This is a genomic window from Janthinobacterium sp. SUN073 (assembly GCF_030397665.1).
Taxonomy (GTDB): Bacteria; Pseudomonadota; Gammaproteobacteria; order Burkholderiales; family Burkholderiaceae_D; genus Janthinobacterium.
The window spans coordinates 276,631-299,972 of sequence record NZ_JAPUBT010000003.1; the positions used below are offsets into that span (position 1 = coordinate 276,631).

A 23,342-nucleotide genomic window follows, 5' to 3' on the forward strand; every position below is an offset into this window, starting at 1 on the left:
ATGCTTATGAGGCAACAGCAAACGATGACGGTCCCGGCTGGAAACCAGCCCGCGCCGTGCGCAAAGCCCGGCGCGCCGTACCGATGCCGCCGATGACGGTCTGCCCCGTCTGCGCGGCGCAGTGGTCGAGCGCCTGCCGCAGCAGGGTGTCGACGCTGCGCAGCGAGATGCCGTGGCGCGCGGCCACCTCGTCGCGCGTGGCGTCCTCCAGGCGCAAGCCGAACAGCACCTGGCGGTGGCGCCGCGGCAGGCACGCCACCGCCCGGTCGACGGCGGCCAGTTCGGAGCGCACTTCGGCCAGCGTGGCCGGTCCCGCCGCGCCATCTGCCAACTGTTCCAGCACCGCTTCGGCGCCATCCGCGTAGTGCCAGGGCCGCGCCTGGCGCAGCCGGTCCACGGCCAGGTTGCACGCCACGCGGCAGACGTAGGCATCCATGCTGCTGGCGGGCGGTGCCGGCTTGCCCGCCAGGCGCAGCCAGGCGTCGTGCAGGCTGTCGCTGGCCAGCTCCGCGCAGCCCAGGTAGCGCGTCAGGCGCCGGTGCAGGCGCGTGTAGTGCGTGGCCAGGTGCGCCTGCAGGCATGGCGACAACGCTTCCACGCTGGCCATCACAGATCCAGCTCCTGCTGCTCCTGGCGCGTCAGGTGGGCGCGCTGAGTGGCACCCGTGCCGCCAAGGCCCAGGATGGCGACGGGGCTGTCCGGCCGGTAGCTGGCCGCCTTGCCGCGCTTGTCGCCGTCCTCGACCGGCTCGTCGCCAAAGCCCAGCACGCGCACGGAAAAGATCGATGGCAAGCTGCCGCGCGCCGCCGCCCGCTCGCGCTGCAGCACTTCCTGCGCCGCGCCCGTCGCCTGCGACGCCGCCGCACTGGCGTTGCTCAGGGCGGCCACGTTCACGGCAGCCAGCACCGGCATGCCACTCGATTTCCCCTGCACCTGGATGTTCGCCGCGTTCACCACCTGCAGCGCCGCCAGGTTGATATTGCCCGAGACGCGGATGCCCGCCTCGCCCGCGTCGATGGTACCCAGCGGAGCGATCAGGTCGATATCGCCGGCCGGCACTTCCGGTATCGGCGCCAGCGTGGCGATGCCGGCGCCCGTGCTGGGTACGTCGGACGCCAGCGTCACATTGCCCCATTGGTCATACACGCGCTTGGGCGGCGTGTAGACGATGGTCGACTTCGAACCGCGCCCCGCATTGATGTCGCCCAGCGCCGACCAGCCCAGGATGGCACCGCCGAAGGTGGTCATGATGCGGCTTTGGCCCAGCAGCATGCTGTCCTGGGCGTACAGCGCGATATCGCCCGCACCCTGCGTGAGCACGCCGGGCACCAGGCCAGGCACCGCGAGCGGCGCCTGGCCCTCCGTACCGAAGACCTGTTTGCCGCCCGGCGCGAGCATGCTGATGTCGCCGCCGAACAGGGTATTGACGCCAGACGGGCCATACAGGCTGATATCGCCCTGGTAGCCGATACGCGCGCCGTGCGCATCCTGCGCGGGGAACAGCGCCGCGATGGCGTTGCGGCCGCGCAGGTAGCTGCCGAAACGCGGACCTTGCGCATCGTTGTACTCGCGCCCGCCCGCCTTCAATTCATCGAAGAAGACCTGGCGCGCGAAGATACGCTGCTGCTCGGGCGGCAAGGCGGCAAAACGCGTGCGCGCCTGTTGCGGCGTGCCGGCGAAACCCAAGCGCGCCGCCAGCCAGGCGGCCAGCTCCGGCGCATAGGTCCTGGCGACCTTGCCCGCCTGTTGTGCCAGCGGCACGCCAGCCTGGGCCAGGTTGGCCGGGTCCAGGTAGCGCTGCGCGAAGGCGGCGAAATCGACGCCGTTGACGCCGGCTTCGCCCAGCCCCGCCTGCAGCACGATGCCGGCGCCGGGACGTTGATCGCCAGCCACCACGGCGCCCAGGCTGACCAGCGCACCCTGCTCTTCCATGCGGATATGCCGCCCCGCCGTCAGTTCCAGCGTGCCGGGACCGGCCACGTTGAAGCTGCTATGCAGGATGTCGCGGCCGGCCGCGACGATGGACACGTCCGTGGCATGCGCATGCACGAACAGGTTGCCCGTGCTGACGCCATTGCCATACGCGTTCTCGCGGGTATTGGCGATGGCATTCGGCAGCGCCGTCGGCTGGCCCGGCTGCGTGCCGGAGTTGACAATGTCGCGCCCGGCCCTCATCCACACGGGGGTGGTGCCCTCGTACCACGTCTGCCCGGCCCGCTGGCCGTTGGCAAACGCCAGAATTTCGCCGCTGCGCAAGCCGACGATATCGCCCTTGCCCGCGTACAGGCGCGACGGCGTGCCGGCGGCGTCGCCGAGCGGCGCGGCGCTGGGGCTGCCAAACGCGAACAGGGGAAAGCGTGCCAGTGACGACACGATGCCGTCCACGCCGCCATTGCCCGCCACGTAGGTGGCCGGCTGCTCATAGCCGGCGAAGGCGGGATGAACGGGCGTGGGCAGGCTCGATGCGGCGGCGCCCGAGCGGCTCACGGCATAACCGCTGGCATACAGCGAATCGCCGGCCAGCAGGTCGAGCCGGCCGCTGGCCGATGGCGCCAGCAGCATGGAATAGCCGGGCGCATAATAGTCGTTTCCGCCCAGCGCCGACTTGCCCAGGAAGATGCTGCCATTCGCGGCCACCACCCCCAGCTGCGAAGGAAACAGGAAACGCCCGTCCGAATCGGCATGGTTGCCCAGGCTGGACGGCGCACGGCTCGAATCGACATCGCCCAGCTGCACGCTCGGCGCCAGGCTGCCGCCGGCGGCGAACAGGTCGATCGCCGTGCCGTCCGTCCACAGCGAAAACCAGCCATATCCGCCCTGCGCATAGGCCTTGCCATGGGCCGTGAACGCGGACGAATGAGGCGTCTTCACGCGGCCCGGATCGCCCGTGCCGGCCAGCACCAAGTCACCCCGCGTGGACACGCGCGCCGCCGCATCGCCCAGCATCAGCGTCGCGCCGCCCGTGGCCGTGCCCAGCGTGGCGCCGTAGGGATCGTAGGCGCGCTGCTCCTTGCTGTCGTGCTGCTGCGGCATGCCGCCATAATTGAAGGCGACGCCGCCCAGGCTGCCCGTTTGCAGGGCCAGCGCGCCGCGCAGATTGCCCAGCACGCCGTTCAGGTTCAGGTTCTGGTTCTGGTAATCCGTCGCCACGCCCGGCTGCATGCCAAAGCCGTTGTTGACGGCCGCCCTGGCCTGCAGGCCGGGATTGAGGTCGCCGCCGATGCGCACGTCCATGTCGCCGCCGCCCGTCAGCAGCATGCCGCCGTCGGCGCCGACGCGGCCCGTGCCGGCCACGGCCAGCACCAGGCCTTCGCTGCGCGGCGCCTGGGTGCCATCAGCCGAGCCGCGCCGCGCCTGCATGCCCGCGTGGCCGCCCACATCGACGCTCAGGTTGCCGCCGCCCAGCGTGCCCATGCCCGTGAAGCCCACCAGCATGGGCAGCTTGTCGATGATCGCCTGGTCGGGCTGCAGGACGCTCGCGCCGCCGGCTTCCTTGATATACGTGCCAAAATTGATCCACCAGCTGGCGGGAATCGGGTCCACGCCGGCCGTGCCGCCCGTGCCCTGGCGCCACAGCCAGTTGCCCACGTTGGCGCTGCCCGCCTGCCTGCGCAAGTCTTCCTGGCGCGCGACACCGAACGCACTGACGATGTCGCCCGTCAGGTTGCCGCCCGCGCGCAGCAGCAGATTGCCGCCATGGTCGGGGTACCAGGCCGCATAGGCGCTGGCCGCGCCGCCATCGACCAGGTGCTCATACGCGGCTCCGCCGCTACCCAGCACCGTCGCGCCGTCGCCGGCGCGCCCGCGCGCCTGATTGTAGGCGGCATTGCCCAGGCTGGCGGTCGAGGTGCCCGCCGTATAGATACCGTATGGCGACAGGGTGCTGACGTTGCCGGCCGCGATCAGGTCCAGGTCGCCCGTCCCCGTGCGCAGCACGCTGAAATGCTGGGTCGCTGGCGTCACGCTTTTCAGCGCGCCGATTTCCACCCGGTCCGGCGTGCCGGGAATCGCCTTGCCCAGCGGGATGCAGAGGTCCGGGTCGCACAGCCCTTCCACATCCAGCGGCACCGGCTTGCCGGGCAGCCAGGTGGGGTCATACAGGCTGGCGCTGTCGCTCCAGGCATAGTTGTGGCGGTCGCAGGCGCCCTCGTCGCACATGCCTTCAAAATCAGGCGGCACCGGCGTGCCCGGCTCGTACCCCAGCTCGCCCCCGAACGCATTCCAGAACCAGGCACCGCCCGGCCGCGCCGGCGTGCCCGGGATGATTTTCCGGTCATACGTTTCATACAGCGCGTAGTGGCTGTCGGCCAGCCGCAAGTCGCCCGCCAGCACGGGCCGGATGCTGCGCGTGTCGGCCGCGCCGGTATCGGCGCCGGACACGAGCCGCATCGACCACGACAGCGAGCCTTCCGGCAGCATGGGCGCCACCGCCCAGTTACGGCCCTGCACGCCGCCCGTGATGGCACGCAGCGGCACGCTGAGGGCATCGCCCGGCAGCTTGACCCTGGTATCGGCGGGGATCAGCGCACCGACGCGCAAGGCCAGCGCACCGGCCAGCATGACCCCGTTCGGACGGAGGTAGTTGTCAAACTGCGCCAGGCTAGGCAATGGCACGCCGGCCGGCCAGGTCAGGCCTTCCAGCGCGACCGTCCCGGGCAATTGCGAACCGGCGCCCAGCTGCGTGCCTTTCGGCAGCAGCAGCGGCTGGCCCGCAACCAGCGTGCCGGCCGCATGCAGCAGGCGGCCGGCGCTGTCGCGCACGTCCGCGCGCAGCACCGTATCGACTGGCACTTCCAGCGCCGCCGCCAGGCTGGCCGCCACCGGCAACACGCTGCCCACGGCCAGCGTCGCCGACTGGATGGGCAGGGCATAATTCAAGACCTTACCGGCGGGAAACAACGTTCCCTCGGCCAGCACCACGCCATGGCCCGGCACCACCACGTCGCCGCCGTAGGCCTGGCGGCCCGGCGTCAGCACCCAGCCCTTGTCGTCCGGCGTGGCGGGCGGCGGCGCAAAACCGTCGTTGATGCTGCCAAAGATGTCGAGATTGCCGCCCGCGCGCAGCACCAGGCTGCCCGGTTCGCCCGAGCCGGCCACGGCGGTTTTGGGCGTCTTCGCGTTCAGGCCCGCATAGCGGTGCGCGGACAGGTCGATGTCGCCGCTGACCACCAGGTCGCCCTGCGTGACGATTTCCACGCCGGGCCGCACATGCAGCGCCTCGGCGTATGCGGCCGTGCGCAAGCCGGCCAGCTTATTTTCCAGCAAATTGGCGTTGCCCAGCGCCGCCGCCATGAAGTCCGTGCTGTCGCCATGCTTGCCGTCGAGGTAAGCCTGGTCGATATACTGGTACGGCCGTCCGCCCGCCGCCAGGTCCGCCTGCGGCAAGCCGTCCGGGCCCGGCACGACCTGGCCACTGGCATCCTTGAGCACGCCTTGTGGCGCATCGCCGTAGCGCGCCGTGCCGTGCACGGCGATCTCGCGCGCGCCTTCGATGCGCAGGCCTGCGCCAGCCACGATGGCGATGTCGCCGTGCGTGGCCGCGTCGGCGTCGCCGGCGCCACCGGCGCTGCCCAGGCGCGCCGCGTGCAAGTCCAGCGTGCCGCGCGCCTGGCCGTCATGCCAGCCCTTGCCGGCGCCGCTGCCGGCGGCCGTGCCGTGGCGCACATCGAGCCGCGCGCCGCTGTCCAGGGCCAGCACGCCATCGCCTGCATTGATTTCGATCAACGCCCGGTTCGGCGCATCGATGATCTTGCCATAGCTGTCGACGCGCAGCACGCTGCCATGCGCGTCGAGCACGGCCGTGCCCGCCAGTGTCACGCCATGCTTGCCCGCCAGGCGGATGGCGCCCACGCGCTCGCCGCTGGCGTCGATGGTGCCCGCCACCGTCAGGCGGCCATTATCGAGCGAAACATTGACGCTGCCCGCCCTGATCTCGTCGCCGATGGTCAGATCGCCCCGCTTGATCTGGAAACTGCGTTCGCCATCGACCTTGCCATCGTTCAGGCGCCGGTTCAGTGCCGCGAAATCGCCCACGTCCTGCGCGCGGATATCCACGGCGCCGCCCTTGTAGGGCAAGACGGTGCCACCGGCGTCATAGCGGCCGCTGGCGCCGCCCAGCAGCCGGCCCTGCAGGTCGACCATGCCTGCGGCCGCATCGAGGGCGATGGCTTGCACCTTGCCCCCCTGGTTGTTGCGGGCCGACACATCGATGCCGGCGGCGGCCGCCTGCGCGATATTGCCGCTGCGGCTGGTCAGTATGACTTCGCCGCCCCAGCTGTACTTGTCCGCATCGTGGATGCTGACCTTGCGTCCTGCCAAGTCCAGCTGCGCGCCGTCCAGCAGGCGCACGTCGCCTGTGGCGGCCAGGGTCAGTTTACCGCTAGGCAACACCACGGCCGTATCCAGCGTCACGCTATTGCCCGCCAACAGCAGTTCCGCGCCCAGCGCGTCGCTGCCGGCAAGCGCCGGTGGCCTGGCGCCGCCCGCTCCCGCGATATTGAGCGCCCCGCCTGCCGTGATGCGGTTGACGGAACCGGCTTGTCCCGTCAGCAGCGGCGTGTTCAGGTACAGGTCGCCGCCTGCGTAGGCGTAGCCCTTGCCCGTCGCATAAGCGCCCTGCGACTGGTGCACGGCCAGGCTGCCCTTGTGGTTGGCCGTGATGCGCTCGCTGGCATTGAGCCTGACGTCGGCGAAGCCCAGGACCAGGCGCTGCGCGTCGGCCAGCGTGTCCGGGCGCGTGTCGGGCCCATAGCCGAACTCGATGCGCCGCGCGTTCACGTCCAGCGTGCCGCTGCCCGTGCCGGCGCCGCCGGCCAGCAGGGCGCCGGGCAGCGCTGCCGGGCCGGCCGTGCCGCCATTCCAGACGAGGGTATCGGTGATGATGCGCGCCGCCTCGCCCGCCTTGCCGCCGCCATACATGGCCGGCGTCGTCAGCGACAACTTGTCCAGCAGCGACTTGCCGCTGGCATCCATGGTGCTCAGGGTCGTGTCGCCGTAGAAATTGAGCGACTGGGCCGCCGTCAGCGACAAGGTCTGCAAGGCCGGCGCGCCCGTGCCGGCATCGCCGCGCAGCAGGCGGTCCAGGACCTCCTGGTTCAAGGTCAGTCCCGGCGGCAAGGCACCGCGCGCGGCCGCCGCATCGAGCGCCTGCGCACTGCCCACATTGATGCCGCCGACCGCCAGGGTCAGGTGACGCGTGCCGTAGCGCACGGCGTCGCCGAGCTCGAAGGCACTGCTGGTCGCAAAGGCGATCGAACCTTCCGAATACAGCGAGGTGACTGCCGCACAAGCTGCCTGCGCGCAAGTGCCGATGCGGATGCTGGCCGGCGTGCCCGCGCTATCGTATTGCGGCGCCAGCATCTGCAGGCGGCCGTTGGACACGGCCAGCACGCCGCGGTAGCCGGGCTGGTAGACGAAACCGTCGTCGGCATCGAAGGCGGACTTGCCGCGCCCCAGCGTGCTGATGGCCGCACCCTGCTCGACCTTGATGCCGGCGCCCTGGTTTGCCACTGTTGAGTTAGCGATGAGCAATACTTCGGCTGCCGACAGCGACGCCCCGTCACGCACGGTGATGGCGCCGGCGGCCCCGCCAGTGGAGAAGTCGAGCAGGTTGCCGCCCTGGCCGTAGCGCACCACGGGCAAGTTGCCCAGCGACAGGCGCGCCGCGCCCACGGCGTTGACGTCAGCGGCGCGCAGCGATACGGTGCCAAGGTCGGCGCTGGCCTGGCCAACGGCCGCCAGCACTTCCAGATGCCCGCCGTCCATCGGGAAGGCCAGCGTGCCGCCATGTCCCTTGTCGGCGGGCTGAAAGCGGGCCTGGCCCTGGAAATGGAAATCGATGGCGTCACCATTGCCTGGCATCAACTGGACCAGCATGGTCCGCGCATCCGCTTCCAGCATGGCGCGCGGCACATCCAGCCTGGCCGCGTCGGCGCGCACGAAATCGGCATAGCTGGTTTCCCGGTACTGCGAATAACTGCGCAACACGCTGGCCGGCGTCACGATCAGCTGTCGCGACAGGGTGTCACCGATGCCCGTACCGGCCACGGACAGGCGGCCACTGGCGGCCCAGGAACCATTGCGCATGGCATTCGGCGCGGCCGGCGCGATGCCGGCCTGGCCATTGAACTCGACGCGGAAGGCGCCCGGCAACAAGGCGTAGGTCGACGGCAGCAAGGTGTAGCTGCCGGCCGGCAAGCCAGGCACGCCGGCGCCTATCGTCACCTGCTGGCCCGGCACGGGCACACTGGCGCCGCGCTCGCCATCGGCGGGCGCCACCGGCGCCTGCGCGCCCGGCACGATCGCGTACACGGGATTGCTGGCCAGTTCAGGCAGGATGAAGCCGCCGTTGGCCCGCGTCTGCACCAGCGGGTGGTAGCGCGCATCGGTGGAACCGCCACGGCCGGCCACGAAGGCGGCGCCCAGCAACTGGCCACCGCCCGACAGATCGAGCACGGCGCCCGGCTGCACGTCGACCGCGCGGCTCTTCATCGCCAGTCCCACCTTCAGATTGGCCGTCGTGCCATAGGTGCCTCCCGCGCCCAGCAGGCTGACATCCTGGCCATCGTAGCGCCAGCTGACGCCGTCGGCCGTGCCGCCATACGGCAGCATCAGGCCGGCGCCGCTGACCGACGTCACGCTGCCTGGCAGGAAGCGCAAGGAACGCGTGTCCGACAGGCTGGCGCCCGTACTGGCGCCCAGCACGAGGCTGCCCAGCGGGGCCAGCAACACGCCGCCCTGCTCGATCGCGGCCGCGCCCAGGGTCAGCGCGCCGAAGGCGGAAGATGGCGGCAGTGGCGGCGCTGCGTCATCCGTGCCGGCGCGGCCTATGCGCAGCAGGCGCTGCTGCGCATAATCGCTGCCCCCGCCCAGGTAGCCGGCCCGCACGATGGCGTTGGCGCCCGTTGCCGGATAAATGCGGGCCGCCGTCAGCGCCAGGTCGGCCGGCGTGTTCAGGACGGTATTCTGGCCGCTGACGGTGGCGCCCAGGAAACGCAAGTCGCCCTGGCTGGCCAGTTCCACGCTGTCGAAGGCACGCCGGTCGAGCACCATCGGCAGTCCTTGCGCGCGCTCCTTGCCGCCATGCGCACCCGTCGTCAGCACGTCGCGCACGTCGAGCAGCCGGCCCGCTTCCAGGCGCAGGCTGCCCGCAGCCGGCTGCGTCGACACGCCGCCCGTCACAGTGGGACGTATCTGCCCATCGCCCGTGCCGACGGCGCCGATGCCGGCCAGGCGCATGTACGGCGCCGCCAGCAGCACGCGCGTGGCCGCCGCCGCGCCGTCGGCCAGTACCAGGGTGGGCGCGTACAGATGCAGACTCTGGCCCAGCGACAGGGACAGGTCGCCATCGAAGCCGAGCATGCCGTTGCTGAGAATGGACAGATTGCCGAAGCCGCCAGCGGCCACCTGCGAGGCGGCCAGCGCCGCGTGGCCATACACGAACTGCGCGCCCGCCTGTTCCGGCTGCGTGCCGGCCAGCGTGCCGCCGGCCGGCTGCTGGCGCAGCATGAACTCGCGCGCCTGGCGCACGCGCGCGCCCGCGGTATCGCGGTACTGCGGCGTTTCCAGCGCGAGAGCAAGCGTGCCGCCGGCCGCGCCGGCGCCGCCCGCGCCGGCTTTCATCTGGCCGTCAAGATACAGGCCGTTGTTCGACGCCAGCGTAATGCTGCCGCCACGGCTGGCCACTTGCGTGGCGCCCAGACCCGCCACGTCGAGCTGCGCCTGTGTGCCGGAAGCGTCGAGCAGCGCGCCTTCGCGCACGACCACGAACAGGTGCGCCGCATCGGCCTTGCCCGTGGCCTGGTCGAGCGTGCCGCCCACCACGATGCTGCCACCGTCGCGCACCAGGCCATAGCGCTGGCCGCGCGCATCGACGGCCGTGGCGGCGCGCGCCGCCGCGTCCAGCACGGCCCCGTCGCCGATCCAGATCGAGCGGCCGTGCCCGGCGCCGTTGGCCGCCTCGGCCGCCTGCACATCACCCGCCATGCCTTCCAGCACGATCTTGCCGCCCCAGGCATTCAGGCGGCCATCGAGCGTCAGCTGGCCGATGCCGGCGACCGTGATCGACTGGCCAGGATCGACTTCCAGCGTGGCGCCGTGGCCGATACGCGCCTGGACGCCGGCCATGTCCGCGCCACCGGAGACGTCCGCCACACCTGCCTGCAGCCGCAAGCTGGCGCCGAGGCGCTGTGTCAGCACGCCCTTCCTTGCGTCTTCGCGGTATACGGGCGACAGCCACGCTTCCACCTCCTGCCCGGCCAGGCGCAGCAGCGGCATCGTCACCGCGACCTGCGCGCCGTCTGCCACCGTCAAGCCGCCGTTGCCGCCGATATCGTAGCGGGAAAAACCCTTGTCAAAAAAGCCGCTGTCGAGCTGCAGCGTGTCGGCCGCCGCCCGCGCCGGTGCGCCAATCAGCACCTTCGCCGCGCGCACCTGCAGCGTGCCACCGCCCTCCATGCCCTGGCCCAGCAGCGCGCCATCGAAACCCAGGCTGGCCGCGCGCTCGCTGCCCTGCATCCGCGTTTCCAGCGTCACGTTGCCGCCCTTGCCGCCGCGTAGCGTACCACCGGCCAGCTGCGCCGCGCCCGAGCGCACGTCGATGCGGCTGTCCTGGCGCAGCAGCACATCGCCGCTGCTGCGCAGGGAAACACTGCCGCCATGCCGGTAGGCCAGCTTGGCGCCAGGCAATGATTCCTCCTCCTGCGGGGACTGGCTCCACAAGCCGCTCGCATCCAGCGTCACGCCGCCAGCCACCTGCACGCCGGCCTTGCCGCCGGTGGGCGCCTTCAGCACGCTGTCCTCGATGCGGTCGTTGACAGCCTGCCGCAGGATATTGCCGATCTGGATGCCGCCCGCATGCGCCGTCACGTCGGCATTGACCGCCACAGCGCTGCCGTACAGGGTCACGTTGCCGCCGTCGGCCACGCGCACGGCGCCATTGACGGCGATCGTGTCCGTGGCGGCAATGCGCAGGGCGCCCAGTTCGAAGCCGTTCAGGCGTGCCGTATCGAGCACCAGGCGCCCCTGGCGCGAGGTCGGCAGCAGCGTGCCCAGGTCCAGGCCTGCGGCGATATCGTCCGCGCCGCCGGCCAGTTGCACGTCGCGCATGACGGCGCTCAGGCTGTCGTGCGTCAGGCCCGTGCTCTTTTCGAACATGGGCACGGAGCGGCCGACGATCAGCTGGCCGCGCGTGGCGGCGGCCTTGTGCGACTGATGGTAGCCATCGACACCGGCCTGCGCCGCCTGCTGCTGACCCGGCCCCTGGACGGCGCTGGCGTCGATCAGCCCTTCCAGCACGGCCGCCTGCGTGCCGATCACCAGCTTGCCGGCATCGCGCCCCACCGTATAGCCGTTTTCCAGCCGCTGCAGCGGCGCGATCAGCGGACTGCGGTAGGAAGCCGTGGCGGACTCGCCCCAGCGCGCGTGCAGCTCTTCAAAGCCCCGGTACAGGCCCGTGTACAGCAGGTCGCCGGGCGCGCGCGATGCTTCGTACTGGCGGCCGTCGGCCCCATTCACCCAGGTCTGGCGGATCGAGCCGCCTTCCACCCGCAAGGTACCGCCCGACAGGTTGATGCTGGAGCCGGCCTGCGTGACGACGTCCTTGCCGTCAAAACTGAGCGTACCGCCCTGCGCCATCCATTCTCCCACCGTGTGTCCCTGCATGCCCAGGTAGCCGCCCACCTCCAGCAAGCCGCCCGCCGTGTACCAGCGGTCGCTGTCATAGCCGTTCGTTCCCTTGGGAACAAACACCAGGCTGCGCCTGTCCAGCCAGATATCGCTGCTATTGAGCCCCTTGCCATCGCGGTTGCCCGGTGCGTCGCGCTGTTCGTTGCCCTGCACGTTGACCTTGACGTTGTTGCTTTCCATGGCCAGCCGCACGCCGGCCGCGCCCGCCACGTCGATCTGTGCGCCATCGCGCACCAGGCTGCGGCCGGCCGCGTTGACGCTGATCTGCCCACCCGTGGCCAGCGTCAGCGACGCGCCCTGAAAATCCACCGTGCCGGCGCTGTCGATGGCAATGCGCGACTGGTCGCGCCGGTCCGCCAGCGGCAGCATGGACGCTGCGCCGGCCACGGCCGGGCCGCGCAAGCCGTCGCGCTGGCTGTCGAGCGCCGTATTGCTCGCATCTTCCTCGATCAGGACGGCTGTCGTGGCGCCCTGTCCCAGCACCACGGCGGCCTGTTCGCCCAGCGCCTGCAGGTGCAGCGTGCCGCGCGCATTGACGCTGGTGCTGGCCAGCAGCACGCCATCCTGGCGCACCTCGCGCCCGGCCAGGGTCGCATCGCCTTCGCGCGCCTGGATCAGCCCCGAATTGGCGACCTTGCCTGTCGCCCCCGCCGCACCGAAGCGCGGCACGACCTCATTGCCACGCGTGGTGGACAGCGCATTGCCATCCGTGCCCACGCCCTTGCGGATGACGAAGCTGTCGCCAGCGGCCAGCAGCACCTGACCCTTCGGCGCCAGGATCTCGCCGCCGTTATGCACCTCGGCGCCCGCCAGCAGCACATAACCGCCCCCCTCGGTGGAATTGGCGGGCGCGCGCGCGGCGAGGCGCGCGCCGCGCAGCACGTCGACCTTGCCCAGTGCATCGCTGATCGATGGCGCGCTGCCATTGCTGTAAATACCGCGCTCGCGGAACTGCGCGTCGCCGATGCCGGCGGCGCCAGCCACCAGGTTGCGCGTATCGACCTGGCTGGCGCCATGGAAGACGATGCCGTTGCGGTTGACCAGCAGCACCGTGCCGTCACCCTCGATGCGGCCCTGGATCTGGCTGGGACGCGCCAGCGGATCATTGACCCGGTTCAGCACGGCCCAGTCCTTCTGCTGCTGGAAGGACAAGATCGTATCCTTGCCGACATTCAACGTTTCCCAGTTCAGGATGGCCTTGTCGGCCGTCTGCCGCACCAGCACCGTCGTCTTGCCTCCCTGCACCGTCTGCACGGGCGCCTGGGCGTTGAGCCAGCCAGCCGTCAGGCTGTTGGCATCGATCTTCAGGCCGCCATTCACCAGGCCGTCGGGCACGCCGGGCGCAGCGGCCGCTGCCTGGCGTGCCTGTGCCTGCGCCGCCTGCTGCGCAGCGATCGCGCGCGCGGCCAGATTCAGGTTGTTGAGCGAACGCTGCAACTGCTCGCCAGTCTGCACGCCGGGCACCGCCGGCCGGCCAGCCAGCGGCACGCCGCCAGGCTGCCGCCCCGTCTGCACCGCTGTCGCCTGCGTCGCGCCCTTGCCGGCAAACCAGGCGCCGCTGAACGCCTGCTGCGCCTGCGCCTGCTGCACCGTGCCGCCCGCCGCCAGCAGCACGGCAACGGCATACGCGAGTGGCGTGAGCCGCATGGCCGCTTGCGGCGCGGGCACGCGCAGCGTCTGTGTCATGGTCGTGCGCCGGGCAGTGTGAAACATGGTCATGGCAATGATTTCCTGGAAAAATGAACGTGCTGGTTGGTCAGGGAAGGCGCGCTGAAAATGCGCTGCTCATGACTGGGACGCATGCTGTCCGCCTAACCCGCATTTATTTTTTCCAGAAACACTATCGAAGGCAACGCCGGGAGCGTTCCCATAGTGGAAGGCGAGATACCGTGGGTCCACGCCCGGCTTGATGCGCGTGTGTGTGACAGGGCCTAGCTGAGCAAGACCAGATTGCCAGGCAAGTAGGTGAGCCGGGCGCCGTACAGGTCGCGGATCAGCGCCAGGGCGACATCGAGCTTATCGATGGAAAACTGCGCCTGGACGCGGCGCATGCCCAGCTCTTCGCTTTGCAGGAAGATTCTGCCGGGCCGGTATCGGTTGAGCTCCTCGACCACCTGCGCCAGCGGCGTGTCATTGAACAGCAGCAGGCCGCGGCGCCAGGCCAGCACGGCATGCGAATCGGCCGGCGCTGCCAGGCGCAGCGCGGCCGGGCCGTAGCGCAACTGCTGCGACGCGGACAAGGTGGTGCGCCGCTGCGGGTGGTCGACCTCGACCCGGCCTTCCAGGCAGCTCAATTCCACGTCACCATCCGGAAGGCAGCGCACGTTGAAACTGGCGGCGCGCGCCTGCAGCCGCGCGCCGCCGGCCAGCACGGTACACGCGTCACGGCCACCCGTGACGATCTGCGCTTCACCGGCCAGCAATTCGATGAACGCGGCGTCATCCGCGCCGCGCAGGTTCAGGCGTGTCTGCGTATTCATGCGCACTTGTGCGCCGCCGGCCAGCGCCAGTTGGCGCTGCTCGCCCGTGCCCGTGCGATAGTCGGCGGCCAGTTCGCCCACAGACGGCCACAGGGCCAGCGGCGGACGCAAGGCCAGCAGCGCCACGCCCGTGGCCAGCGCGCCGCCCAGGAAGGCGCGCCGGCCGCGCGACGGTGCGCGCATGGCTTGCTCGCGCGCCACCGCGGGCGCCGCCATGCGCAGGCCGCGCCACAGCTGCCCCAGTTCCCGCGCCGCCCGGGCGTGGCGGGAACTTTGCGCGCGCCAGCGGCCGAATGCCTGCGCATCGGCCTCGCTCGCCCGGCCCGAGCGCAGGCGCACCAGCCATTGCCTCGCCTGTTCCTCGATATCGCCGTCGCTGTCGTTGCTGTGTTGGGTCATGATGAAGAATCGTATCAGAAGCGGCGCGGGCCGCCACGGGCGGCCATGTCTGCCGGCGCGCCCACGTATTGCTGGCAATGTCGCAGGGCGTGCCGCAACTCTTTTTCCACCAGGCTCAGCGAAATATCCAGGCGCGCGGCGATCTCGCGATTGAGCTGGCCATCGATATGCGCCGCCAGCAGGATCTCGCGCTGGCGCGGCGTAAGCTGGCGCAGCGCCGCTTCCAGGGCGATGATCTCGCTGCGCGCCGCGACGATGCGTTCGGGATCGGCCAGTTCATCTTCCACGTCGAACAGGGCGTCGATATCGGCATCGTTCAATTTCCGGTGTTCGCGGCGGTACTGGTCGGTGGCGACGTTGACCGCCATCTGCAGCAGGTAGGCGTCGGGATTGCGCACGGCGGTATTGCCGGGCATCGACTCCAGGCGCAGCCAGGTCTCCTGCAGGGCATCGCTCGCGCGCTCCCCGGTGCCGACGATGTATTCAAGCTTGCGGCGCAACTGGCCGTAGCGCGTCACCAGCACGCCGCGCAGGCGCGCGCGCAAGCTATCGGGCATCTGCCTGGTCCTCCGCGGGCGCCGGCTGGCAGGCGCCGCCCGCGTCATCCGGGCGCAGCAGAATGGTGATCGGCTGCGGCATGGCCGGCGGCGGCGGCTCGAATACCTGCGCACGCAAGTTGCGCGAGATCACCGCATCGCGCAGCGGGCGTCCCGTGCTGCCCGCCTGTTTCAGCGTCGCCACGCTGCCCGACGCGGCGATGCGCAAGCGTAGCGCCAGACGGTAGCTGCCGGGGCGCGTCAGGGCCGAGCGGCACAGGACGCGCAGCAATTGCGCCTGCACGCCGCTGACATAAGCGCCATAATCAGCGCCGTCCGCATGCACGGCATCGATGGCATCCAGGGCGATGGGACCGCTTTCTGGTGGGAGTGGCGGCGTGGCCGGGGTATCGCCGGCAGGCAGCTGGATGATGGCGGCATTCGCCGCTGGAAAATGGGCCTGCAGGCCGGTGCCCGACAGCAGGCGCTGCAGCGCCTCCGGCGCCGGCAAGCTGCCTTGCACGGCACTGCTGTAGCGCTGGCGCAAGGCGCCGCTGGGCGCCAGCACGGAAATCCCCGTGATCAGGCCATACGCCCTGAGCGCATCGGCGAGCGGCTGGGCAGGAATCTGGAACGCATACAGCGACGGCGTGGCGTGCGCCGTTCCTGTCGCGGCGAAGCCGGCCAGCAGCAGGCATCCGGCCAGCGCCAGCACACTGAGCGACGCCGGGCTTGCTGTCATCACGCTATCGTCCTGTTCTCGAAATGGGGCTGTTGCCGATGGATGACCCATCGACAGCAGCAGGCTACACGGCAAAAGTGACACCATCGTGACACGCCGTGACCAGCCGCCGCCTTCCGCCATTCTTCACCCCATGCTCGGCCGCGCTGCCGGGCAGGCGCCGCCCGGCCATCGACAATGGCAAGCACGGCGACTTCTTCATCGAGTACGCGTCGGGTACGAGGCGGCGGTGGTCAACGCCATCGCCGCCCTGTCCCGTGCCTGAGCGCCTGACTACATGCGCTGGCAGGCGGCCGGCTGGCCGTTACGCGCAGCAGGATGCCAGCTCTTGCCCGAGCTTTTCACCTTGCAGTTATGCGCATCGCGATTGCTCAGCACATCGCCGCCACACTTGGCCGCCGAGCAGCACTGCTGTACCGTGGCGTTGACATCGCATGCCGCGTTGGGCGCGGCGACCGGGGTCTCGGGCTTGGCCATCTCGCCGCTGGCCGGTTTCGCCGGCTTGTCCTGGGCCAGGGCCGGCGCCTGCGCCAGCACAAGGAAGGACATCGATACCAACAGGGTGCTCAGAAAATGACGTTTCATTGCTGCTCCTCGACAGGTAAACCATGAACCGGCCCACGGCTTGCATCAGCGCTTGTGCGAGACCGCGCCGTGACTCGGCAAGGGACGAGCCGCCGCCGCGGGCATTTCCGCATAAGCTAACTCGCAAACGGTATGACGAATCCATGGTAGCAGCTAATTGCGCGCCAAATCTCTCGAATGCTTGCAACCGCGCTTGGCGCTGGCGACGCCCGCACGCGTCTACAATAGGGCTGGACCGGCATGCCGCCGGCCGCCGCGCCGCAGCCTGCTGACAGGCGGCATGGCATGCAAGGTCAGCCCCCGCCACAAGGAGTATCAGCATGAACAATCAGACCACCATCGTCCTCGTCCACGGTTTCTGGGGCGGCGCCGCCCACTGGAGCCGCGTCATTGTCGAATTGCGGCGCCAGGGCCATACGGCCATCCGCGCCGTCGAACTGCCCTTGACCTCGCTGGCCGACGACGCCGAGCGCACGCGCAAGATGGTGGCGCAGGTCAATGGCCCGGTATTACTGGTAGGACACTCCTACGGCGGCGCCGTCATCAGCGTGGCCGGCAATGCGCCGAATGTGGTCGGCCTCGTGTATATCGCCGCCTTCGCGCCCGATGCGGGCGAAAGCGCGGGCAGCATCACGCAGGAACACCCCCCCTGGGCGCAGCCAGTCTGGAAGGCGACAGCGACGGCTATCTGTGGGTCAAGCCCGAGCAATACCATGACAGCTTTTGCCAGGACCTCGATGCGGAAGAAGGCGCCGTGCTGGGCGTGGTGCAGAAAGCGCCGCTGGCCAGCACCTTTGGCGACACCGTCAGCGACCCGGCCTGGAAGCATAAACCCAGCTGGTACCAGATTTCCAGTGCCGACCGCATGATTTCCCCCGTCAACCAGGAGCGCATGGCAGCGCGCCTGCAAGCGCGGAAAGTCATCACGCTCAACGCCAGCCACGCCTCGCTGGCCTCGCGGCCCGTGGAAGTGGCGGCGCTGATACTGGAAGCGGCTGGCGCGGTGGCGGGCGCGTAAGGCGGCTGGCTACAGCCAGCCTTCGCGCTTCAGGCGCCGGTGCAGCCAGTAGCAGCCGGCGATGATGACGACGATCACGGCCGGATAGCTGCCGCGCCACTTCAGTTCCGGCATGAATTCGAAGTTCATGCCGTACAGGCTGAAGACCATGGTGGGCACGGCCAGGATGGCGGCCCAGGCGGCCAGGCGCTTGACCACCTCGTTCTGGCGGATCGAGATTTGCCCCAGCGCCACCTGCATGGCTGAATTGACCAGTTCGCGCATCTGCCCCGCCGTGTGCGTGACCCGTTTGACGTGGTCGAGGATGTCGCGGTAATAGATGCGGTTTTCCTTCGGCACGATGTCGCCATGGAAACGGATCAGCTGGGTGCAAATGTCGTGCAGGGGATTGACGGCCGCATCGAGCTTGAGCAGTTCCGTCTTGAGCTGGTAGAAATCCTGCAGCTTGTCTTCGGAGAGACTGGGCTGGAACAGTTGCAGCTCGTAGTGCTGGAAGCGCGACTGCAAATGGTCGATGCAGGGCTGGTACTGGTCGACGATGAAGTCGATGATGGAATACAGCACGTAGCCAGGGCCTCTGGCCAGTTTCTCGGGCACGCTTTCCTTGCGCTCACGCAACTTTGCATAACCGGCCGAGGCGCCATGGCGCACCGTGATGATGAAGCGGGGGCCGAGAAAGACGTGTGTTTCGCCGTACACGATGGCGCCGCCGTCCAGGGTAGCCGTGTGCATCACCATGAACAGCGTGTCGCCGTACTCTTCCAGCTTGGGACGCTCGTGCGCGCCCTGCGCATCCTCGACGGCCAGTTCGTGCAAGCCAAAAGCGGACTCCAGCGCCTGCATGGCGATGCTATCGGGACCGGCCAGGCCTATCCACACGAAACAATCGGGGTCGCCGAGGAAGTCGCCCACCTTGTCGATGTCGAAATGGGCGATCTTCCTGCCATCGCGATATGCTTCGCAATTGACGACGGCGGCGTGGGTACTCAGGTCCATGGTGATTTTCGGCTAATGGCGGCAATATTGGGGGGCCAGTATAGCGGAAAGACCATGATCACCATGCCAACACCTCCAACGCATTGACATTCGGGCACGCCAATGTAAAATGATAACCATTCGCATTTAAGAAGGGCCTGCATGCGCCAGCGGCACGGGACTTCCGCGCCAACCTGGAGTGTGCCGTGACGTATGCCGTATCGCCTGCCGCCGATCCTTTAGCTCAGATGTATGGCCAGCACCATCCCTGGCTGCTGCGCTGGCTGCGCGGTAAATTGTCGTGTACCGATCACGCGGCCGACCTGGCGCAGGATACCTTCGTCAAGCTGCTGGCCACGCCAGGCGAACCTGCCTTCACCCTGCGCGAGCCGCGCGCCTACCTGACCACCGTGGCGCGCCGCCTGCTGATCGACCATTACCGCCGCCAGTCGCTGGAGCAAGCCTGGCTGGCCACCCTGGCGCAACTGCCCGCGCCCACCGCGCCATCGGTAGAGGAACGCTTGCTGATCCTGGAAACCCTGCACCAGATCGATGCCATGCTCGACGGCCTGGGCGCGAAGGTGCGCACGGCCTTCCTGCTGTCGCAGCTAGAAGGCATGGCGTATGCGGACATCGCCGCGCGCCTGCATGTCAGCGAGCGCACCGTCAAGCGCTACATGGTGCAGGCACTGACGCAATGCATCCTGCTGCTGGCATGAGCACGGCCATCGAGGCGCGCGCCGCGCGCGAAGCGGCGCACTGGATGATGCGGCTGCAAGGTGGCGAACTCGACGCTGCCGCCCGGCAAGGGCTGGCCCGCTGGCGCGCCGCCCACCCCGACCACGAAACGGCCTGGCAACGGGCCGAGCAAGTGTGCCGCACGTTCGGCATGCTACCCCCGCCGCTGGCCATGCCGGTGCTGGACCGCCCGGCCGGCGCGCAGCGCCGCGCCGCCCTGAAAACCCTGGCCCTGCTGATCGTCGCCGGGCCAACCGGCTGGGCCATGCTGCGCGCGGCGCCGTGGCAGGCATGGACGGCCGACCTGCGCACGGCGACAGGCGAAATCCGCCACCTCACCTTGGCCGACGGCAGCGGCCTGAGCCTGAATACGGCCAGCGCCGCCGATATCGTCTTCAGCGACGCGCTGCGTCTGATCCTGCTGCGTGCTGGCGAGCTGCATGTGGCGACCGGCCCCGATCCCCTCGGCCGTCCCTTCATCGTGCGCACCGGCAATGGCAGCATCCGCGCCCTCGGCACGCGCTTCACGGTGCGCCAGGAGGACCGTCTGCTGGGCGCGCGCACCCACGTGGCCGTGTCACAGGGCGCCGTGGAGGTGCGGCCCGCCGAAGGCAGGCCCGTCATCGTGCAGGCGGGCTGGCAAGCCAGTTTCGATGAAACGGCCACCAGCGCGCCCCAGCCGCTGGCGCCGCATGCCTGCGCGTGGCTCAAGGGCCTGCTGTACGCGGACGACACGCCGCTGGCCCAGGTGCTGACACAGCTCAGCCGCTACCGCCACGGCGTGGTGCGCTGCGATCCGACCGTGGCACGGCTGCGCGTGTCGGGCGTGTACCAGCTGCGCGACACGGACGCCCTGCTTGCCCTGCTGCAAGCGTCGCTGCCCATCCGCGTGCGGCGCCACAGCCGTTGGTGGATTTCTGTCGAGCCCGCATAAAGTTTTTTGAAAAGTATGTCCCTTTCCCCCATGTGCCCCGTCAATCCACACAGGACCAACACATGAACGAAGGGAAACACCTGATGAAGCACTACCGCCACACCACCATGACCCTGGCCCTGCTGGGCAGCCTGGCCTTGACGCCGTGCGCGCACGCCCAGCAGCTCCAGCATCGGCAGGACGGAACCGCGCGCCACTACCAGGTGGCCGCCGGCCCCCTCGGCACCGTTCTGTCCGAGTTTGCGGCCGACGCCGGGGTCAGCATTTCCGGCGCCGCCAGCCTGTACGCAGGCTTGAACAGCCGTGGCTTGAGCGGCAATTACCAGGTGGCCGACGGTTTCGCCCGCCTGCTGGACGGCAGCGGCCTGGTTGCCGTCCAGCAGGGCGGCGGCAACTATGCCGTACGCCGGCTGCCGTCAGCAGCCGATGCGGCCACCCTGCCCGGCATCGCCGTGCATGCCACGGCCGAGCGCAGCACCAGCACGGACGGCACGGGTTCGTACACGACGCCGGCCACGGCCAGCGCCACCGGATTGGTGCTGTCGCTGCGCGAAACGCCGCAATCGGTCAGCGTCATCACGCGCCAGCGCATGGATGACCAGGACTTGCTGACGGTGCGCGACGTGCTGCGCAACACACCCGGCATCGCCGTCAACCAGTTCGACACGGAACGCAGCACCTTTTCCGCGCGCGGCTTCGACGTCGACAATTTCCAGTACGACGGCGTGCCCACCACCTATAAGGTGCAGTATTCAGGCGGCGAATCGGAAATGGATTCGCTCATCTACGACCGCGTGGAGGTGACGCGGGGCGCCACGGGCTTGCTGACGGGTGCGGGCTACCCGTCAGCCTCGATCAACCTGGTGCGCAAGCGGGCCAGCGCCAGACAATTCGAAGGGCAATGGTCGCTGGCGGCCGGCTCCTGGAGCGATTACCGGGGCACGCTCGACCTGGCCACGCCGCTGAACGGGGACGGCTCCGTGCGCGGCCGGGTGGCGGGCGCCTGGCAGGACCGCAAGTCGTTTACCAATGGCTATTCGAACCAGCGCCAGCTCGTCTACGCTACCGTCGAGGCGGACCTGGCGCCCGGCAGCGTGGCCACGCTGGGGGCCAGCTACCAGAAGAACGATCCGAAAGGCAGTAACTGGGGCGGCTTCCCCCTGTGGTACAGCGACGGCTCGCGCACCAATTTCGACCGTTCCGTCACCACGGCGCCCCGCTGGGCCGCATGGGCCACCGAGCAGACGAACGTGCACGCCACCGTGGAACACGCTCTGGGCCAGGGCTGGAAAGCGCAGGCGCAAGCCATGTACAGCAAGCACACGGAAGACACGCCTCTGGTGTTCCTGGCCGAACGGCCCGACCGCATCACGGGCCTGGGCATGCTCGGTTACCCGAACCGCTACATCGGCGCACGCGACCAGAGCAGCGCCGACGTCAAGCTGTCCGGACCCTTTACCCTGGGCGGACGCGCGCATGAAGTCATCGTGGGCGCCAACTACACGGTGCAGCACGCCGAGTTCAGCGTCAAGGAAGCGCTCGATCCTGAACCGATCGGCAATTTCCTCGCCTGGGACGGCAGCTATCCGCAACCGGCCTGGGGCGAGCCCGTGTTGTCGGAAAAATACACGACCAGGCAATATGGCGCCTACGGCGCGGCGCGCCTGAATCTTGCCGACCACATCAAGCTGATCCTCGGCGGGCGATTGACGCACTGGGACAAGGACCGCATCGGCTTTGACGGCAGCGCCCGCTTTGCCTTCGCCAAGAGCAAGTTCGTGCCGTACGCGGGCGTGGTGATGGACCTGAACGACACGTATTCCGCGTATGCCAGCTACACGGACATCTTCCGCCCGCAGGAAAACCAGGACCGCGCAGGCGCCTGGCTGGACCCATTGACGGGCCAGAGCTTCGAAATGGGCGTGAAGGGAGAATTGGCCGGGGGCCAGGCCAATGCTTCCATCGGCGTCTTCGAAATCAGGCAGGACAAGCTGGCCCAGCCGGACGGCGCCCATCGCGTCCCCGGCACCACCACGCAAGCGTATTACGCGGCGCGCGGCGCCACCAGCCGCGGCATCGAGGGAGAACTGTCGGGCCGCCTGGCGCCGGGCTGGAGCGTGACGGTCAGCGCCAGCCACTTCCGCGCCAAGGACCGCGAACAGCAAGACATCAACACCCTGTCGCCCCGCTCGACGGCACGCCTGTTCACCACCTGGAAAGTCAAGCCCGACCTCACCGTGGGCGGCGGCGTCAACTGGCAAAGCAAGTTCTACTTTGACGATGAGGGGCCAAACGGCAAGGAGCGCGTGACGCAGCCAGCCTACAGCACGCTTAGCCTGATGGCCACCTGGCAGTTGTCGCGCCAGCTGACGGGCCAGCTGAACGTGGAAAATGTACTCGACAAGAAGTACATCAACATCAACACTTATGCGCAAGGCACGTACGGCATGCCGCGCAGCGTGCGGGGGACGTTGACGTACCGGTTCTGAACCCTGGTACCGGAGCGCAGGCGAGGCGCACCGGTACCAGCGTTTTTCATGGCAAGAGAGCGATAGCGCGCCATGTGACAATTCGTGAGCTTTCCTTGTGGAAATATCCGTAAAATCACGGCGCGCCACGGCAAGCCTTGCCGGCATCATCGACCCTATTATGAAAAAAATCATCATCACTATGCTTGCAACCATGCTCTCCGCCTGTGGCGGCGGTGGAGGTGGCGGCGATGCCGCACCTGCGCCATCAGTCATCGCGGCCATCAGCAGCGGTACATTGGACGGCAAGTGGAAGTGTGCAACCGGCTCGCAGACGCTGGGACAGATCGCCGCCGGCGCCGGCGATACCTTGCAGATATCGGGGCTCGCCTATTACCCTTATCTGGGGGCGTCGGCACAAACGCTGTCCTTGAACCAGGGCATCATCACAGGTCCCGATACCGCGCATTATGGCGGCGCCGGCAATCTTGCCAGCCGATTGATCAACGACCGCATCTATCCGGTGATCCACCTCGCCGATAAAATCGGCTATGCGGGCATTTATAGCACGCAAGATGCGCCGATTGGACGGGGACGGGAATTCCGCCTGAATGCCAGCGGCAACCTGGTGGTGAAAGATTACGCCGTACAATTTCTGTATGACACGGTTTTCTCGGATGCCAGCGGCAAGGCCGCGAACCTGGATATTACCGAAACGACTTGCACGAAAGCATAGTAAACCCCTCCCCTGCCAGCAACCGGGCAAGGCGCTGACTGCCGTG

13 protein-coding genes are annotated in these 23,342 nt (G+C 68.8%); 6 read left to right on the forward strand and 7 right to left on the reverse strand.

The window, feature by feature from the left end; translation table 11 throughout:
* Positions 1-4: 4 nt before the first annotated feature.
* From O0882_RS11880 to O0882_RS11905, 6 genes are all read right to left on the reverse strand, one after another.
* A complete protein-coding gene (locus tag O0882_RS11880) occupies positions 5-607 on the reverse strand; it encodes an RNA polymerase sigma factor (protein ID WP_289948476.1) in 603 nt (200 codons plus the stop codon).
* Entirely contained in the window at positions 607-13,404 is a 12,798-nt protein-coding gene (locus O0882_RS11885; RefSeq protein ID WP_289948137.1) for a filamentous haemagglutinin family protein, read from the reverse strand. The genes O0882_RS11880 and O0882_RS11885 overlap by 1 nt, the downstream gene beginning before the upstream one ends.
* Before the next feature lie 212 nt (positions 13,405-13,616).
* Positions 13,617-14,564 carry a FecR domain-containing protein gene (locus O0882_RS11890; RefSeq protein WP_289948140.1) on the reverse strand — a complete coding sequence of 316 codons (948 nt, stop codon included), beginning with the start codon at positions 14,562-14,564 and terminating at the stop codon, positions 13,617-13,619.
* A 14-nt stretch (positions 14,565-14,578) separates the two neighbouring features.
* Complete coding sequence (locus tag O0882_RS11895) at positions 14,579-15,121, reverse strand: RNA polymerase sigma factor (protein ID WP_071077582.1); 543 nt, start codon at positions 15,119-15,121, stop codon at positions 14,579-14,581.
* Positions 15,111-15,845, reverse strand: coding sequence for an STN domain-containing protein (locus O0882_RS11900; RefSeq protein WP_289948143.1), 735 nt, complete (start codon positions 15,843-15,845; stop codon positions 15,111-15,113). Before O0882_RS11900 ends, O0882_RS11895 begins: the two co-directional genes overlap by 11 nt.
* A gap of 270 nt (positions 15,846-16,115) precedes the next feature.
* Positions 16,116-16,427, reverse strand: a complete 312-nt coding sequence (locus O0882_RS11905) for a hypothetical protein (RefSeq protein ID WP_289948145.1) — start codon at positions 16,425-16,427, stop codon at positions 16,116-16,118.
* 320 nt (positions 16,428-16,747) lie between these two features.
* Between O0882_RS11905 and O0882_RS11910 the strand changes: the two genes are divergently transcribed.
* Complete coding sequence (locus O0882_RS11910; RefSeq protein ID WP_289948146.1) at positions 16,748-17,296, forward strand: alpha/beta hydrolase; 549 nt, start codon at positions 16,748-16,750, stop codon at positions 17,294-17,296.
* Positions 17,293-17,445: a hypothetical protein gene (locus tag O0882_RS11915; protein WP_289948148.1), complete on the forward strand. Its 153-nt coding sequence runs from the start codon at positions 17,293-17,295 to the stop codon at positions 17,443-17,445. Before O0882_RS11910 ends, O0882_RS11915 begins: the two co-directional genes overlap by 4 nt.
* Positions 17,446-17,454: 9 nt before the next feature.
* On the opposite strand, the gene O0882_RS11920 is transcribed toward O0882_RS11915, so the two are convergent.
* Entirely contained in the window at positions 17,455-18,441 is a 987-nt protein-coding gene (locus O0882_RS11920) for a magnesium and cobalt transport protein CorA (RefSeq protein ID WP_289948150.1), read from the reverse strand.
* Positions 18,442-18,668: 227 nt separating this feature from the next.
* On the opposite strand from O0882_RS11920, the gene O0882_RS11925 reads away from it, so the two are divergent.
* The 4 genes from O0882_RS11925 to O0882_RS11940 all read left to right on the forward strand — a co-directional run bounded on the left by O0882_RS11925 (position 18,669) and on the right by O0882_RS11940 (position 23,296).
* A complete protein-coding gene (locus tag O0882_RS11925) occupies positions 18,669-19,139 on the forward strand; it encodes a sigma-70 family RNA polymerase sigma factor (protein WP_289948477.1) in 471 nt (156 codons plus the stop codon).
* Entirely contained in the window at positions 19,118-20,092 is a 975-nt protein-coding gene (locus O0882_RS11930) for a FecR domain-containing protein (RefSeq protein ID WP_289948152.1), read from the forward strand. The genes O0882_RS11925 and O0882_RS11930 overlap by 22 nt, the downstream gene beginning before the upstream one ends.
* Positions 20,093-20,154: 62 nt before the next feature.
* Positions 20,155-22,581 (forward strand): TonB-dependent receptor, encoded by a 2,427-nt coding sequence (locus tag O0882_RS11935; RefSeq protein WP_289948154.1) that lies wholly within the window; start codon positions 20,155-20,157, stop codon positions 22,579-22,581.
* 160 nt (positions 22,582-22,741) lie between these two features.
* Positions 22,742-23,296 carry a hypothetical protein gene (locus O0882_RS11940; protein WP_289948156.1) on the forward strand — a complete coding sequence of 185 codons (555 nt, stop codon included), beginning with the start codon at positions 22,742-22,744 and terminating at the stop codon, positions 23,294-23,296.
* The last annotated feature ends 46 nt before the right edge of the window (positions 23,297-23,342 follow it).